14 protein-coding genes are annotated in these 15,349 nt (G+C 61.8%); 4 read left to right on the top strand and 10 right to left on the bottom strand.

What is annotated here, in order from left to right:
* Positions 1-6 precede the first annotated feature (6 nt).
* Genes AWB80_RS22805 through AWB80_RS22795 form a run of 3 tightly spaced genes read right to left on the bottom strand, consistent with a single transcriptional unit; the run spans position 7 to position 3,063 of the window.
* Positions 7-384: a c-type cytochrome gene (locus tag AWB80_RS22805; protein WP_061176921.1), complete on the bottom strand. Its 378-nt coding sequence runs from the start codon at positions 382-384 to the stop codon at positions 7-9.
* Positions 381-2,105 (bottom strand): FAD-dependent oxidoreductase, encoded by a 1,725-nt coding sequence (locus tag AWB80_RS22800; protein WP_061177042.1) that lies wholly within the window; start codon positions 2,103-2,105, stop codon positions 381-383. The genes AWB80_RS22805 and AWB80_RS22800 overlap by 4 nt, the downstream gene beginning before the upstream one ends.
* A 25-nt stretch (positions 2,106-2,130) precedes the next feature.
* On the bottom strand, positions 2,131-3,063 hold the full coding sequence (locus AWB80_RS22795) for a transporter (protein WP_244206672.1): 933 nt from the start codon (positions 3,061-3,063) through the stop codon (positions 2,131-2,133).
* Positions 3,064-3,312: 249 nt separating this feature from the next.
* On the opposite strand from AWB80_RS22795, the gene AWB80_RS22790 reads away from it, so the two are divergent.
* Together AWB80_RS22790 and AWB80_RS22785 are read left to right on the top strand one after the other, a co-directional pair.
* Positions 3,313-4,158, top strand: a complete 846-nt coding sequence (locus tag AWB80_RS22790) for an AraC family transcriptional regulator (RefSeq protein ID WP_061176920.1) — start codon at positions 3,313-3,315, stop codon at positions 4,156-4,158.
* A gap of 21 nt (positions 4,159-4,179) precedes the next feature.
* Positions 4,180-5,145, top strand: a complete 966-nt coding sequence (locus AWB80_RS22785) for a LysR family transcriptional regulator (RefSeq protein ID WP_061176919.1) — start codon at positions 4,180-4,182, stop codon at positions 5,143-5,145.
* Between the two features lie 6 nt (positions 5,146-5,151).
* Here AWB80_RS22785 and AWB80_RS22780 read toward each other — a convergent pair whose 3' ends face one another.
* The 4 genes from AWB80_RS22780 to AWB80_RS22765 form a co-directional block, all read right to left on the bottom strand.
* Positions 5,152-6,072 carry an AEC family transporter gene (locus AWB80_RS22780; RefSeq protein ID WP_061176918.1) on the bottom strand — a complete coding sequence of 307 codons (921 nt, stop codon included), beginning with the start codon at positions 6,070-6,072 and terminating at the stop codon, positions 5,152-5,154.
* Positions 6,073-6,174: 102 nt separating this feature from the next.
* Complete coding sequence (locus AWB80_RS22775; RefSeq protein ID WP_061176917.1) at positions 6,175-7,224, bottom strand: catalase; 1,050 nt, start codon at positions 7,222-7,224, stop codon at positions 6,175-6,177.
* A 38-nt stretch (positions 7,225-7,262) separates the two neighbouring features.
* Positions 7,263-7,622: a c-type cytochrome gene (locus AWB80_RS22770; protein WP_244206669.1), complete on the bottom strand. Its 360-nt coding sequence runs from the start codon at positions 7,620-7,622 to the stop codon at positions 7,263-7,265.
* Positions 7,619-7,990, bottom strand: coding sequence for a hypothetical protein (locus AWB80_RS22765; RefSeq protein WP_061176916.1), 372 nt, complete (start codon positions 7,988-7,990; stop codon positions 7,619-7,621). Before AWB80_RS22765 ends, AWB80_RS22770 begins: the two co-directional genes overlap by 4 nt.
* Positions 7,991-8,375: 385 nt before the next feature.
* Between AWB80_RS22765 and AWB80_RS22760 the strand changes: the two genes are divergently transcribed.
* Positions 8,376-8,843 (top strand): zinc-finger-containing protein, encoded by a 468-nt coding sequence (locus AWB80_RS22760; protein WP_061176915.1) that lies wholly within the window; start codon positions 8,376-8,378, stop codon positions 8,841-8,843.
* A gap of 28 nt (positions 8,844-8,871) precedes the next feature.
* On the top strand, positions 8,872-9,345 hold the full coding sequence (locus AWB80_RS22755) for a hypothetical protein (protein WP_061176914.1): 474 nt from the start codon (positions 8,872-8,874) through the stop codon (positions 9,343-9,345).
* A 15-nt stretch (positions 9,346-9,360) separates the two neighbouring features.
* Here the strand turns inward: AWB80_RS22755 and AWB80_RS22750 are convergent, their stop codons facing one another.
* From AWB80_RS22750 to AWB80_RS22740, 3 genes are all read right to left on the bottom strand, one after another.
* Positions 9,361-11,364, bottom strand: coding sequence for a TonB-dependent receptor (locus AWB80_RS22750; RefSeq protein WP_425266878.1), 2,004 nt, complete (start codon positions 11,362-11,364; stop codon positions 9,361-9,363).
* Positions 11,365-12,858: 1,494 nt separating this feature from the next.
* Entirely contained in the window at positions 12,859-13,836 is a 978-nt protein-coding gene (locus AWB80_RS22745; RefSeq protein WP_061176913.1) for a ParB/RepB/Spo0J family partition protein, read from the bottom strand.
* A complete protein-coding gene (locus AWB80_RS22740) occupies positions 13,833-15,044 on the bottom strand; it encodes a ParA family protein (protein ID WP_061176912.1) in 1,212 nt (403 codons plus the stop codon). The genes AWB80_RS22745 and AWB80_RS22740 overlap by 4 nt, the downstream gene beginning before the upstream one ends.
* Positions 15,045-15,349 lie beyond the last annotated feature (305 nt).

Here is a 15,349-nt window from a genome sequence, read left to right as displayed (position 1 = left end):
TTGAGTTCAATGCAGCGTGCGCAGATACGCGATGATCTTTTGCCGCCTCGCTTCATCGCCTTCGAAATAGGTCATCGCATTGCCGGGCGCGACGGATTGCGTGTCGGTGAGCCAGGCATTGAGCAGCTTGTCGTCCCAGACCTTGCCCGGCGCGGCCGCCTTCATGCCCGCCGAGTACTTGAAGCCCGGATCCGATGCGAGCGGCCGGCCAATGATCCCGAAGAGGTTCGGCCCCTGCCCATTCGGCTCGCCCTTGCCGAACGTGTGGCACACGGCGCAGTTGTTGGTCGCGAGCTTCTTGCCGAGTGCGGCGGGATCTTGCTGCGCGTGCGCCGCAGTGCTGACGAGCACGAGCATCGTCAATAGATTAGCTATACGAATCATGACTGAACTCCATTGGCCGATTGCGCGGCACGATAAGCAAACGCGATGATCGGTCCGAGCGTGCCGCCGCCCGCCCAGTAAGCGCGCGCCGACGCCGACGCGACGCAATTGCCGACCCCGTACAGGCCCTTGATCGGAGCACCGCGCGTATCGAGCACTTGTGCGTGCGAATTGGTTTTCGGACCGCCCTTGGTATCGAGATTGCCCGCGACGATCAGCGCCGCGTAATACGGCCCTTTCGCGCTGAGCGGATACATCGTCTCGTTTTTCTGATCCGGCTTCTTCGATACCGGCCCGTTGAACAGTTTTTCGACGATGCGCTCGCCGCGATGAAAGTCGCCATCGACGCCCGCCTTCGCGAAGCCGTTGAAGCGCTTGATCGTCGCGTCGAGATTGCGCAGGAAGTCGGCGGAGAGATCCGCATTGCCGAGCGCGCTCCTGTACTTCGCCATGCGTTCGCGAATCGCGCTCGCCAGTTCCGCGAGCGTGTTGCCGCGCAGAACGTGCCGGTCGTTCGAACCCTTCGGCACGATGAGACTGCCGTAGTCGTCGCTCGCGCAGTGGTCCTGCGCCTGCTGATCCCAGATCGAAATCAGCGTGAGGTTCGGATACTCGCCCTTCGCGCCGTCCCAATCGGAGAACGTCGCACAGACTTCGTTGTAGGCGAGCTTCTCGTTGACGATGCGCTTGCCGTACTTGTTCACGTAGAGCATCGAATCGCCCGTGGGCGTGAAGATGCCGGAGAGCGAGCCGTCTTTTGCGATCGCCTTGTCGAGCGAGATCGGCGCCATCCACGAATAGTTCATGTTGCGCAACTGCACGTCGAGCGCGCTGGAGATGCGCACGAAGTCGCCTTCGTTGGTCGGTGCGGCACAGCCGCCGTACACCGCGCCGTGCAGGAAGTTCTTGCGCAACTCGGGATCGTGCGTGAAGCCGCCCGTCGCGAAGATCACCGCTTTTTTCGCGCGGACGCGGAACAGCGTGTCTTCTTCCGTCAGCGCCTCGACGCCGATCACCGCGCCCGATTCGTCGACGAGCACTTTCTGCACGCGATACCCCGTTTTGATGTCGATGCCGTCGCGCCGTGCCGCCGCGCTCATCGTGCGAATCGCGACGCGCCCGCCATCCGACATGCTCGGCAGGCCGTCTTTCGGAAACAGAACGCGTCCGCGCGGCGCCTTGTCTTCCGGCAACTCGGCCCAGTAATCCGGCACGGCCGCTTCATGCCGATACGGCAGCGCGCCCTTGCTCGCCAGCAGTTCCGCAGCGGGCGATGCGCTGTCGTAGACGGCCTCGCACATCTCGTACTCCCAGTCGGAGAGGCCGAGCTTCGGCAGCGACGGATCGTATTGCTCGGGCCGCGACAGACGCGCGACGTAGCGCATGTAATCGGGCTTCGGATCGGCGATGCCCGCGCGGCGCATCGGCTCGTTGTTCGGCACCCAGTACCAGAACGCGGCCTTCGCGGCCGTTCCTCCGACGCTGCCCGCCTTCTCCAGAATCGCGACGCGGTTGCCGAGCCAGCGCGAAAAAAGCGCCGCAGGCAGCCCGCCTCCGCCGCCGCCGCACACGACGACGTCGTACTCCGCGTCGAATTTGAGTTCGCTCGCGGCGCGCGCGCTCAGCGATACCGCGCCGAATGCCGCCGCTGCCGTGCCCGCGCCCGCGGCCTTGATGAAGTTGCGCCGCGATGCGGCTGAAGGCTTATTCGTCTCACTCATGTCCGTCTCCATCGTTCGAATGTGCTCACCAGTAGTGCCACGCCTGCACGAGAATTCCGTTGGTGAGCGTCGTGTTGCGCCCCGAAACCGAGTGCTGGTACTGGATGGAAAGCTGGTCGTACATCTTCTGGTGCAGGAACGGCAGGCTGTTCGGCTTGAACTGGAACAGCACGCCGATACCCACGGTCGTTTCGCGGCTCGCGCTGTTCGAGACCGGTATCGATGCGGTCTGATTGAACGTGCCGCCGCTCGTCTGGTAGTCGAAACCGACGAACGGAATCGCGAAGGGGTTGTCGGGCGGCGAGATGCTGTAGCCGACACGCAGGTTCAGATGAAATGTGTTGCCCGGGCTCAGGTCGTCGTGCCCCGAGCGCAGCGTGCGTCCCCGCAAAATTCCGCCGAGCAGCAGGTCCACGTTCAGGTGTCCGTACCAGTCGTCGTAGAAGACGGACGGCCAGAACGACCACGTATTCGTCGATACCGCGTCCTGCCCGATCGGTACCTGCATGTAGGCCTGAAAGCCGAGCGTCGTCGCGGGCGCGGGGTTGTACCAGACGAGCCCGCCGATGAGCGGGTCCCCGATGCCGCTTGCCGAGAACTGCGCGCCCTGCGTGCGGATGGCGGGCAGCGTGATGCTCGCGTTGAAGCCGACGTGCGGCAGCGACGGCACTTTCCAGTAGTGAATGAACGTCGAGAGGCCGACGAAGGTGTTCGTGCCCGGGCCCGCGATCTGATTGCCGTGCGAATCGAACGCGCGGCTGTCGTGATTCCATTCGATGTTCTGGCCGAAGGAATCGTACGTGCCTTCGAAGTCGCTGCTGAGCTGCCAGGTTTGCGGGCGGTCCGTCGCGAAGGGAATGCCCGACGCGTGCGCCGTCATCGAGCAAACCGCGCCAAGCAGCGCGAGCGTGCATGTTCTCCGTCTTCGAATCGTCTGTCGTGGGTGCCGCGTCTGCATCGTCGTCTCCGGTCGTTCGTGTTGTGTGAGCGAACGTTACGAAGACGCGGCGCGCCGGTCTTTCAGGTTTTGCGGATTACAGATTCCGGGCGCATCGCGAGCGCATGCGGGTTTACACCGGGGCGCGAAGCGCGCACGCGGCGTTCGCGAACGGCGACCCATCGCGCGTGCATGCGCAAGCCCCGCGCATCTATACTCGCGTGAACAGCGGCGAGCCTCGCAAGCCGCCATGAAAACGGAGACACGATCATGAGCGCCCCTGCCGCGGCCGCCCGCATCGATCGCTTCAGCACGATCGCGGGCGTGCCGGGACTCGAATACTGCATCTCGGGCCCGCGCCCTTATTCGCTGGCGTTGAGCAATTCGTCGGACATGATCTGCCTGCTGCTCGGCACGATCGTCTCCGATACGCGCTACGACGACGGCCCCGCCGCGCGATTCACCTTTCGCGCGGAAACGGCGGCGTATCACCCGCGCGGCGAAAGCATGCGCATCGATGCGCACGACGTGCGGCACGGTTTCATCGCGTTTCGTTATGCGGATACCTTCGTGAACCGCATCGCCGAGCGCAGCGCGGAGCCGTTGCGGCGCGCGGGCAGCCGCAGCAATCTCGGCGCGGATTCGATCCGCCATCTCGTGCGTTATGCGCGTCAGAACGCGCACGGCGAGCCGGCCAAGGTCGATCCGTGGGAGCTGCAGTGCGTCGCCACGCTCGCGTGGATCGAAACGACGCGCCATCTCGAACGCGCGGCGCGCGAGCGCAAGTCGGCGCTGACGGACGCCGGCTTCGCGACGCTCGAAGCGTATGTCGCGGACAACATCGACCAGAGTCTTTCCTGCGCCGATATCGCCGCTGAACTCGATCTGCCCGTGCGCGCCGTGTTCGACGGCGTGAAGGCGCGCACCGGTCATTCGCTCTATCGCTACGTGCTGGAAAAGCGCATCGACGCGGCCGCGCAGATGCTGCGCTCGGGTAGCGCGCCGCTCGTCGAGGTCGCGGCGGCGTGCGGGTTTTCATCGCAGCAGCATATGACGGCGCTCTTTTCCGGACGGCTCGGCACGACGCCGTTGCGCTACAGAAAAGAAGCGGCGTAGCGCGGCGAAACAGGAGGAAGCATGGACCTCTTCATGTCGATGGAGGCCTTCGTTCGCGCAGCCGAAGCGCAGAGTTTCGCGAGCGCAGCGCGGCAGCTCGGCGTGGCGAAATCGGTCGTCACGTCGCGCGTGAAGCAACTCGAAGAGCATTTCGGCGTCGCGCTGTTTCATCGTTCGACGCGTGCGGTGCGTTTGTCGGAAGTCGGCGAATCGTACTATCGCGATTGCCTGCTGCTCGTCTCCAAGGTACGCGAACTATCGGGACGCGCAAGCGAACAAACACAATCGCTCTCGGGCACGCTCAATGTGCATGTGCTGCCGGGCTTCGCGCTCGGGCATTTTTCGCAGGCGCTGATCGCGTTTCGCGAGGCGCATCCACGCATCGAGTTCGTCGTGACCGTGAACGATCGCGTGATCGATCCCGTGCAGGAAGGCTTCGATCTCGCGCTGCAGATCTATCCGCCCGCATCGAACCTGCTCGTCGAACGCAAGCTCTTTCCCGTGCGCGGCGTATTGTGCGCGACGCCCGCGTATCTCAAGGAAGAGCCCGCCATCGAGACGCCGCTCGATCTTTTGCGTCACGATTTCGCGCGTTACGCGCATTATCCGTGGGGCGACAACTGGCCGCTCATGAAGGGCAACGAGTGTTATGAAATCGCCCTGAACGCCGTGTTGAAGACGAACAGCGTGCACCTGTTGCTCGAATTTGCGCGCGCGGGCGCGGGCGTCGTCTATCTGCCGACGATGGTCGCCGCAAGCGATCTGCTCGAACGCCGCCTCGTGCGCGTGCTACCCGAATACGCTGCGCCGCCGTTGTGGCTCTCGGCGGTGTATCCGACCTCGCATCGTTCGACGACGAAGGTGAAAGCCTTCGTCGATTTTCTGCGCGAGCGCTATCTGAGCGAGCCGCAATGGGACAAGGCGCTCGGCATCTCGCCGCCCGACGACGAGGAACGCAATGTCGATGAAGAACTCGGCGATCCTTGAGACGCGCTAGAGCACGTAGAGCCACGCGAGCAACGTGACGATCGAGAGGAGCGTGGTCATCGAAATGGCCGCGCCAACAACGGTCTTCTCGATGTCGTATTCGGATGCGAGCACGTACGCGCTCTTGGCGGTCGGCACGGCGGCGCAGACGACCGCCGCGATGGTTGCGGTGCGACTCAGTCCCGTCGCCAGGCACAACGCGTACACGACGAGCGGCACGACCGCGAGCTTGAGCGCCGTGAGCAGCGCATACAGACTCACGCGTCCGCGCAATTCGCTGAAGGTCAGATCGAGTCCGATAGCGAAGAGCGCGCACGGCGTCAGTGCTTCGCCGAGTATCGTGAGAAAGGACGCGACCGGTCCGGGCAGCGTGAATCCGGCGACGGACCACAACAGTCCGCAGATCGTCGCGAGAATCACGGGATTGGTCCCGATCTGACGCAACAGCGCCACCGCGCTGATCTTGCGCGATGCATCGTAGCGGCTGATTTCCAGCAACACGACGAGCACGGGAAACATGATCGCGCCGACGAACACGGTCGCGACCGCCGCCGCGAGCACGCCGGGTTTGCCGTACAGCGTTTTCAGAATCGGCAGCGCGACGAAACCAGTGTTGGTCATCGAGACGGCGGCGGCGAGCATGGCGCTCGCGCCGAGGCTTGCGCCGCGCGCGAATCGCAAGGCCAGCAACATCAGCACGAAGCAGAGCATCGAGCCGCCGCCGAACGCGGCGAGAAAGCCCCATTCGAGCAGCGCGCGCAGCGATTCTTCGGCGATGGTGAGGAAGACCAGCGCGGGCATCGCGACGTAATACGCGAACTGCATCAGCGACGGCGCCAGCGCGTGCGGCATGTAGCCCGAGACACGCGCCACCCATCCCGCCACGATGATGGCGAAGATCGGAAGAATCATGCCGGCGAGATGCATAGCGAACTCCGATAGCGATGATACGCATGGGCGAGTGCGCATCATTATCGGAGAAAAGTATCGCGCGACGTGCGGTTCTGCGCAGTCGCGCGACGATGGCGTTCAATGCGAAGCCAGCAGCGCGCGTGCTTCGTCGCTCGACAGCACGCCACGTCCTTTGCGATTCGCGGCGCTCGCGGCGTAGACATCCTGGCGCGCGTGCGTGATGCCGAGCGGCGCGAAGCCGTTGGCCGGATTGAAGGCGAGCTGGTCGATGCGGGCTTCGTCATCGCTCGACGGCGGCGCAGCGATTTCGAGTTCGCCGATCATCACGACATCCGACTTCCACGCCACGGAGGCGTCGTTGACGGGCGTCGTGGTTTCATCGACGAAGCATTGCAGGCCCACTTTCCATTTCACCGGACCCTGTTCCAGGCGGTTGAAGATGTCGGCGCGCAGATAATTGTCGCCGTGGCGTTCGGCGTTCGTTCCGGCGGGCGTCGAAGGATGCGGATGAAGCGAGTACTTGATCGCCGCGCGCCCCAGTTGCACGACCGATCCCCAGTAGTGTTCCGTCGCGACGCTGTCGACGTGATGCGCCTTGGTTTCCTTGAAGAGAATCGCGAGAATGCGCGCGGCTTCGACAGGCCCGAGCTTCGCCATCATCATTTCGCGCAAGCCCTGCGCGATGCCGCTCACCGGTCCCTCGGAAAGCAGCGCGACGATGATATCCGCGACGGCCATGAACTGCACCGCGTTGCGCGCGTGCGAGCGGCCGCCTTCGTTCGTCATCAGCAGATCGGTTTCGACGCCCTCTTGCGTGAAGAACTTGATCGCGATGCCGCGCACGTCGGATGCGGTGTCGGATTGCGGGCACGGCTGTCCGTTGGAGATGCGACAGGCGACGCGATACGCCTTCGGCGCTGACGAGGCGAACGGCCCGAAGCGCAGTGCATCGGGAATATCATCTGCAATCCGAAGCGTTCCGAAAGTGCCGAGCAACTGCTTCTGATGCTGCGCGCGATCGACCTGCCCGTTCAGGCCCGTGTGGCTGCTCGTCGCGAGTTTGGTCTGTTGCTCGCCGATCTCCCTGACGAGCATCGCGAGCGTGGTCGCGTCGTCGAGTTTGTCGGTCCAGCCGGTTCCATCGCTGGAAGATTGAGTGGAGTTCATGTTTAACCTCCGGACTGAAGTCCTGGTTCGTCGTTACGTCACTCGCGACCCGGCGTCGCGCTCGCGGCGATGCTGCCGTCTGCGCGTCCGGCGAAGTAGCGATGGATTGCGTCGATATGATTCTCGATCAGCGCGTTGCCACGGTACGCGGGCATGCCCATCGGAGGATTGCCGTCGAGGATCGCCGCGATGAAACGCTCGCGGCTCTGCGTGCGCGCAAAGCCGACGATCGACGGCGCGGCGAGTCCCTCGTAATCCTTGCCGTGACAACGCGCGCAATCGGCGACGCGCAGCGCGCGCCAGGCGTCGGCGGTCGTCTGCGCGTGAACCCGCGCAGCGAGCGATACACCAAGCATACACACGGCCACGCGCGTCATGATCGATGCCCGCGTGTTCAACGCTTGCGCTCGGATAGCCGGCCGACGAATTTCCAGCCCTGCTCGCGCATCCACACGTAAGTGAAACCCGTGGGACCGTCGATGAAGACGGTCATCGGCCGCTCGTCTTTTTGCGCTTCCGTCGATGCCGGTGTGATGCGCGCTTCCGTGGGTCTGAGCCGCGTGTCGCGATCGTCGAGGCGCCAGCCGTCGTCATCGGCGTAAGTCAGGCGCGACACGTTGCCCGACGGCGTCTGAACGGTGAGCGTGAGTGGTCCGGCATCGCCGCTGTCCGCGCCGGTCGCGGCCAGGCTGGCCTCGCATGCGGCGCCGAGCGCCAGAATGGTGAAGGCCAGGAACGTCGCGTGCCTGGTTTGATGGGATCTCATTTCGGGTACCTCCTTGCTGGCCGCGTGAAACGCGGCTGTCCAGATGTGCTCATGCAGAAGAAGACGAACGTCGCCTCGACGAATGACGAGGTGAAGAGATCCGCGCGCGCCGGCGTTGTGGTTGTCGCTGTTGAATCAGGAGCGTCGCGCATGTCGCGCGTTCTGGCCTGTTCGCCGCAGAGAGCTTGTCGTGTGACGAGGACCGTCACGCGTGGCCGATGAGGCCGTCTTGTTGATGAGCGTTACTATCGGCCGAACGATCGTCCGGGAAAACCACGCATTAGGAGGGATGTCGTCCCGCCATAAGGAGGTTGTCTCCGGGCGCGTTTCCGAGGCCGGCGGGCGGTTTTGCTATATTGGTTTTCCTGCCCGTGGGTTTCCTGAAATGCGTGTCGGCCGACCTGTCAAACCTCTGCCCCATCCGGACTGCGATCACTGCGGCGCGCCCGCGACCCTGACGCGCGCGGGCGACGAAGCCTATCCGTATCGCGACGACCACGGCCCGCTGTGGATGTGCGCGAATTGTCAGGCGTGGATCGGCATCTTTCCGCGCAGCACGCGCAATGTCCCGCTCGGCCGTCTGGCCGATGCTCGCTTGCGCGATCTGAAAGTGAAGCTGCACGCGGCGCTCGAACCGCTCGTGCAGGCGAAGGTCCGGCGCGACGGCTGCAATGTCTTCGAGGCGCGGTCCAAAGGGATGAAGTGGCTCGCGCAGGCGATCGGCGTGGAGCCGGACAAGTGCAGCATTCACACGCTCGACGCCGACCAGTGCGAGCGCGCGATTGCGGTTGTAGAACATTTCGAACAGGAACGCGGTCAGCACCCTTCAGATTCGGCGATCGATGAACGTTAACCTGAAAAGGTCAACCATCGATCCTCGCATGTCACGCACTCTCCCTTTCCAGCGCTCGCCCCAGGCGACGCGCGCGCGGTTCAGCAAGGCGCAGCTGCTTCCCATCCCGCGCGCGGTGGCAGACGAGCTTGCGCTCGCGGCGCATATGTCGCTGGCGGCGTTACGCGCCGGCTCGGCAGATGCCGCGCCCGCGCAGCACATTACCGAGGCGATGTATCTCGCCAAATTCCTCGCGGAAGCAGGACACGGCGACTTTTCGCACGACGAGCTGCTGCGCGCGGACAAGACGATGGCCGCCGTGTTCGACGCCGGCCGCACGTGCGGTTCCTTCGCGCTGCCGTCGGACGACTTCGAACGGCTCGCCGCGATCGTGTCGCTCTACGATCATCAGTTGCGACGCGCGTCGCTCGGCGCGCTTTCGGTCGCGAGCGAGCGGCTCGAACGCTTCAAGGCCGGCGAGCCTTATCAGCCGCTGCATACGCGCAAGTCGGCGCCGCTCTGACGCGCCCGAGTGCTGTCAGAAGGCGGTACGCAGGCCGATCATCACGCTGCGGCCGCCCTCCGGCGCGATATCGCGCACGACCGAAGTCGCGTAGCGCACTTCCTGATTCGTCAGGTTCTGACCGCGCACGTACGCGAGCCAGTTCGTCGCGCCGAAGCGGAATTTGTACGTCAGGATGACGCCGAGCGTGGTGTAACTGCCGGTCGGCAGGTCGTTTTCCGGCACGCGATCCTGTGCCCACGCGTGAACCAGTTCGGTTCTGGCGCCGTACGGTCCGTACGCGTAGTCGAGCGCGAGCGTCGCGCGCAGCGGCGAAATGCGCGGCAGCGGCTCGCCGGTATCGACATTGCGCGCATGCGTGTAGTCCGCGACGAATTCGACATCCAGCCGTTGCGCGCCCTTGTCGAAAACGCGCCACGTGCCGTCCAGTTCGATACCGTAAAACTCCGCGCGCACGCCTCGATAGACAGCTTCATTGAGTGCGTCGTCGGTGCCGGGCGCGACGGGTTGGTCATCGTCATCGACGAGACGGCCCGTGTTGAACTCGGTCAGATAGTTGCGGAAGCGGCTGTAGAACACGCCCGCGCTCGCCTTGTTCGGGCCGCTCGCAAAGCGCAGCGACAGATCGGTCGAGAGCGCTTGCTCTTTCTGCGCGTCCGGATTGCCGATGAGATATTGACCGGTCGCGTCGTGCGGACCGTTCGAATAGAGTTCGTAGTAAGTCGGCGCGCGCTCTGTGTACGCGACATTGCCGACCACGCTCCACGCCGGGTTCAGCCTGAATAGCGCGCCCGCGGAAACGCTGCCCGCGTTGAAATCGCGCTTGGGCGAAGCGGCGAACTTTTCGTTTCCTCCGGAAGTCGGGTCGATGTTCACGTGTTCGTAACGCGCGCCGAGACTCAGTTTCAGCGCATCGGTGACGGACCATTCTTCGAGTCCGAACAGCGCGGCGTTGGTCGTCTGCGACGTGGGCACGAGCGCTTCATCGCCCAATGCGGAGAACGTGTTCTGACTCACCTGAACGCCGATAGCGCCATCGAGCGGGCCGATCTTCCTGTGCCGCGCCTCGATGCGCGCTTCGTAACCGTGATTGCGGAAGGTCGTGCCGGTTTCGCCGTTATCGATTTCCTTGTGCTCGTAATCGGTGTACCCGAAGTCGAACTTCAACTGGCTGAACGGCCCTTGCAGATTGCGTATCTCCGACGCTGCCGCGATGTGATCCTGATGCATGCGCAGACGGACATCGTCCTCGGCAACCGAACCGTAGTTCGCCTCGTAGCCGTTATAGCTGATGCCGGCGTAGCCATCGGCCCATGTGTAGGACGAACCGACGGCGCCGCCGTGCCAGCGGCCGTCGCTGTTCGGGATGCTGCCGTAGGGCTGCGGAACGTCGGGACCGTCCAGCGCGCGTTGCTGGTCGGAATGCGCGAAACCGGGAATGCGTTCCTTGCTGGTCTCGCGATCGAACGCATCGACGTGAAACGCGAAGCGGCCGTTTCCGCCTTCGACTTGCGCCGCGCCGGCGCGGGCATCGTTGGCGCCGCCGTAGCTGGCGTCGACCTGTCCCGATACGCCTTCGATCGGCTCGCGTGGGATGCGATTGTCGATGGTGTTCACCACGCCGCCGATCGCATTGCCGCCGTAGAGCAAGGCTGCCGGACCGCGCACGATTTCCACGCGTTCGACCGATAAAGTGTCTTGCGGCACGGCGTGGTCGTACGACAGCGACGACGCGTCGTAGGACGCGACGCCGTTTTGCAGCAGGCGGATGCGGTCGCCATCCATGCCGCGAATGATCGGTCTTCCGACCATCGGGCCGTAGGTTGTCGTGGAGACGCCGGGCAGCCCGTTGAGCGTTTCGCCGACGGAATCGGCGCGGCGTAGCGCGAGGGCGTTGCCGTCGATCGAGCTCGATGGTGAAACCAGCGCGTTCGCGCCGAGTGGGTTTGCGGTAACGAAGATGGGTTGGATGGGGGTGTCGTCGATTGCGGGAGACTGGGCTCGGGCGACGGTTGTGATTACAAGGATCGTCCAAGGGACGAACTTCGAACTGCGGCGGCGAGCGGCAGAAAAGTGAATGAAGGTGGTCACGTCTTTTATGTAATGTTATATCGTTTCTGGAGGGCGCGCGAGCGTCAGAAACTTCATCGCGGTGATCGCAATGGCGCGATGATATAACATATCATTTACTCGTGGAGGTATTTTGAGCGTACGTGGCGGCTAATCGCTTTGGCGGGCTTTTCCTATTCGGCCGAATCTTGCGACACGAATTTCGTATCGTTTGATACGAACGGCGGGGTGGATATTGCCGGCCGTCGTGCATCGAAGCGACCGGACTGGCTGACGAGACCGATATGGGGCAATGTGTTCAGTTTTCGTGAAACAAGCTTCGAATAATGTCTTAAGTCGCTGTTTTTATTGGAATATTTTCGGCGACATATTTTTCACCGATTGTTTCACGAACCTGACGATCTCCGACTCTTCAAATTTTCGAAGAGATCCGCTGTAACGCTCGCCCGCATCCGTTGATTGCACAAGCAATCGACTTTTGACGCGGGAACGGTCGATCGAGTTGAGACGCGTGGCGACGGCCGTATAGTCAGGTGAAACTCTATCGTCGCGATTCAACAGTCTTTCTTTGAACCGTCAGCGGTGCAAAGGTGGTCTAGAAAACGATGACCGCTGTCGGTGGCGTTCAGACTGAACCGAGAATCTTCTTGTGGCACGCTTCGTTAATTTCCTTTCCGAGCCGCACTTTGTCACCGCTTAGTCGATGTATGGTGCCTCTCACGTTCCAATGCTGACGACTTGCAAACGCTCGAGGCCCAGTGCGTCACGCGGATATTTCTCCACGCTTCGGATTTATTGCGACCCGATGTTCGATGCCCGTGCCGCACTTGCCGCGCTACTACGGGTGAACAACCTGGAACGCAATTTGTCGCGATGACTTACGGTCGGACTTGAAGTTAGATCATGGTGCGCGTTTCGCGCACTTTTCCTGGCGCGGCGAACTCGCTTCACTCGTCGCTCGGCAAATACTGGCGTTCGGCAAGGATGCGCGATGAACGTAGCCCGTGATGTCCGAATTCGGACACTATCCGTCTACTGACACGCTTCACCATGTGAAACCAACAAGTTCGTTTAATGTTCCCGCGAGCCTGCGTCCACCCGCTCTGACGGTGTCCGAATTCGGACACCTGTTGATGTTGCGATGTCATGCGGGCTCCGGACCGGCCCTCGAGTTCGGGCCTCCTTCTTCTGAGCGTCGTCGCGGAGCGCGCGTGGAGATGTGCAGCGTGCTATCGAATTTAGAGTTCGCCGGACGTTTCCTTTCAACTACTGGCGGACTGTCCGAATTCGGACAGTGCCGAGCCTGCTTGTCGGGCTCCCTCCAGGCAAACTCGTTCGCCTGAAAAACTATCACTGTCCGAATTCGGACACTGCAAACCGGGGAAGACGTACGACCTTCTCGTTCGACCGCACATAAAAAAACCCGCCGAAGCGGGCTTCTGATCACTCAGACTGAATCGAAAACATTTTTCCTATATGTTCTCTGAGTTGATTCTCCTGCTCCTCCGTCATCACCCCTGCTTTGAATTTGAATGTCAGGCCTTTGACATCCTTTGTAATGCTCCCAGCTTGTACCTTGCCGGCAAAGATCTTGAGTATGCTTCGGCCGCCTGCATCGGTTACGGACTCACCCCGGCTCGCTTGCGCGTTCAAACTCGCTGCAACTTTGGTCTGAACGAGATCGCCGGACAGAACTTGCGGCCAAAGTTCCTGAAGTGCCTTGAGCCCTTGCTCCCCGCTCTTCTTCAGCGCATTCGCGATATCCTGCGCCGACGAAGCTCCCAGCACCGACGGATTCAAATCCAGATCTCGCTTCACAAAGTCCGGCAGCGCGTCATAAGCGAGAAATCGATAGAGATCGCTGCGCGAGATGCCCATCGCCTCCGCGAGTCTGGTGCGGTTCGGGAACTCGGATTCCGCACGGCGAATTGCAATCGCGATTTCGTAGTCGGAGAGATCATCACGCGTGACGTTCTCCATCAGCGCCAGTGCTGCCATGTCCTGATCGGTGCACTCGATCACAACGGCCCGCACCGTCGCCTTATTGATGAGCTTGTGGGCACGCCACCGCCGCTCGCCGGCAACGAGCTGATACGACTCACCGACGCGCCGCACCGTTACCGCCTGCAACAACCCGACCTCACCGATGGAACGTGCCAGTTCCGACAGCTTGGCCTCGCTGAATTGACGGCGCGGCTGCCATGGATTCGGCACGATGGCATCGACGGGAATTTCCGTATCGACGCCGCGCGCCTCGAGCTCCTGAATACGGAGTTGCGCTGCAGCCAGCGCGCTCGTGATACCCGGCATTGTCTGCGGGCCGCGGTTCGTCCGATCCTTCTTGTTCTCTCCCTTGAAATCCGCAGGCTTCGGCAAGTTAGCCGTCTTGGCCATCAGCTGTTCTCTGATGTTATTGCTCATGCCGACTCCTTCCAGGATTTGATGAACATATCATCCAGCCATTTGGCATATTGCATCATCGGTTGCCGCACTCGTTGAAGCGACTTTGCCGTGGAGTGGGTACTGACGACATCCAGAGCCGTCGAAAACGAAAGTGCTCCGCCGCTCATCACCGAACTTGCCGGGATCTCGAACGGATCGAGCCAACGGCCGTAGGCGCTCTGCGCCCATTGCCGAACCACCGGAGCCGACGACGTCTTGCCATAATCCACCTTCGACAGCAGGATTGAAATGAAGTCGTAGACCTTGTCCTCTTCATACGGAAGAAAGTCCTCCGCGACATCCGAGAACAACCGCCAGAACGCCAGTGAACTGATGAAATCCAGATTCTCCGGAATCATCGGCATGACGAGCGCGTCGGCTGCAAGCAGCGCGTTCAGGTTCATGTACGACAGCGAAGGAGACGTGTCGATCAATATATAGTCGTACTGCGATCGAAGCGGCTCAAGGCCCTCGCGCAACACGGCCCAAAAGCGGTAGCCCTGAATCGTCTTCTGACGAGCGGGCAAGAGAAATTCCGCCCCATATAGAAACGTGTGGCCGGGGATAATGTCCAGACCATCCCAATACGTCGACTGCACGCTCGCGCCCAAACCGCCTTCCACGTTTTGATCGTAGATGTAGGGCAGCACGGTGTCATCGCCGGAAATTTCCTTCTCGGCGTACAGGCCGCACAATTCCGATGCCGAAGCCTGAGGATCGAGGTCGATCAGCAGCACTTTGCGGCCGAGGAGAGTCAGTGCCTGTGCCAGGCAAACGGTCGTCGTGGTCTTCGCTGATCCGCCCTTCAATTGCGCGGTCGTCAGGACCTTGCCGCGGAACGTGCCGTGACCATCGCCGAGCGGGGTCTGGTAAATGTCGGACGCCATCTTCACCCACATTCTGACTTCGGGCAGAGTAAACGTTCGGCTGCGTCCACTGCCGTTGAGCGTACCGGCCGGCAGCCCACCTTCACCTTTCGTCACCAGGTATTGGATCTGTTGACGAGTCAGATTGCACATCTCAGCGAGTTCGCTGATGGTATAGAACGGCGCAAGCTTGCGCGGGCGCGGCGCGAGGATCTGTTCCCGAAGATTGTCCGAGAAGGGTTCGAGGTTATCCGCGAATTCTGCTACCTCGCGAAGCGTAACCTTCCGGTCTTCCATAGGTAGGGTGCCTACGTTTGCCATTCTGCGCTTTCTCCATGTATTGACGCCGAAGCGCAGAATACACGAATACGCGTAAACAAGCTCTGATTGCGCGGAGATTTAACCATTCGGCCGGTTTTCCGGCGACATGACGTTGATTTTGAATCGATTTTTAGGTCTTTCAAAGTGCAGATGTACCGATTGGAACGATCCCGACTTCCCTCGTAGATCCATGCCGCTGTGTCTCCGCTCGATTCTCCGCACAAAAACCACCCCGAGGGCGGTTTTTGTGCGGGCGTAACGCCAAGAAATTCTGTCATGTATTCATAGAGTTAAGTCATTCCTTC

Origin of the sequence: Caballeronia pedi, assembly GCF_001544915.2 — a bacterium.
Classification (GTDB): Bacteria; Pseudomonadota; Gammaproteobacteria; order Burkholderiales; family Burkholderiaceae; genus Caballeronia; species Caballeronia pedi.
The sequence above is the reverse complement of the archived record's forward strand: the minus strand, read 5'-3'. Positions and strand labels throughout refer to the sequence as shown.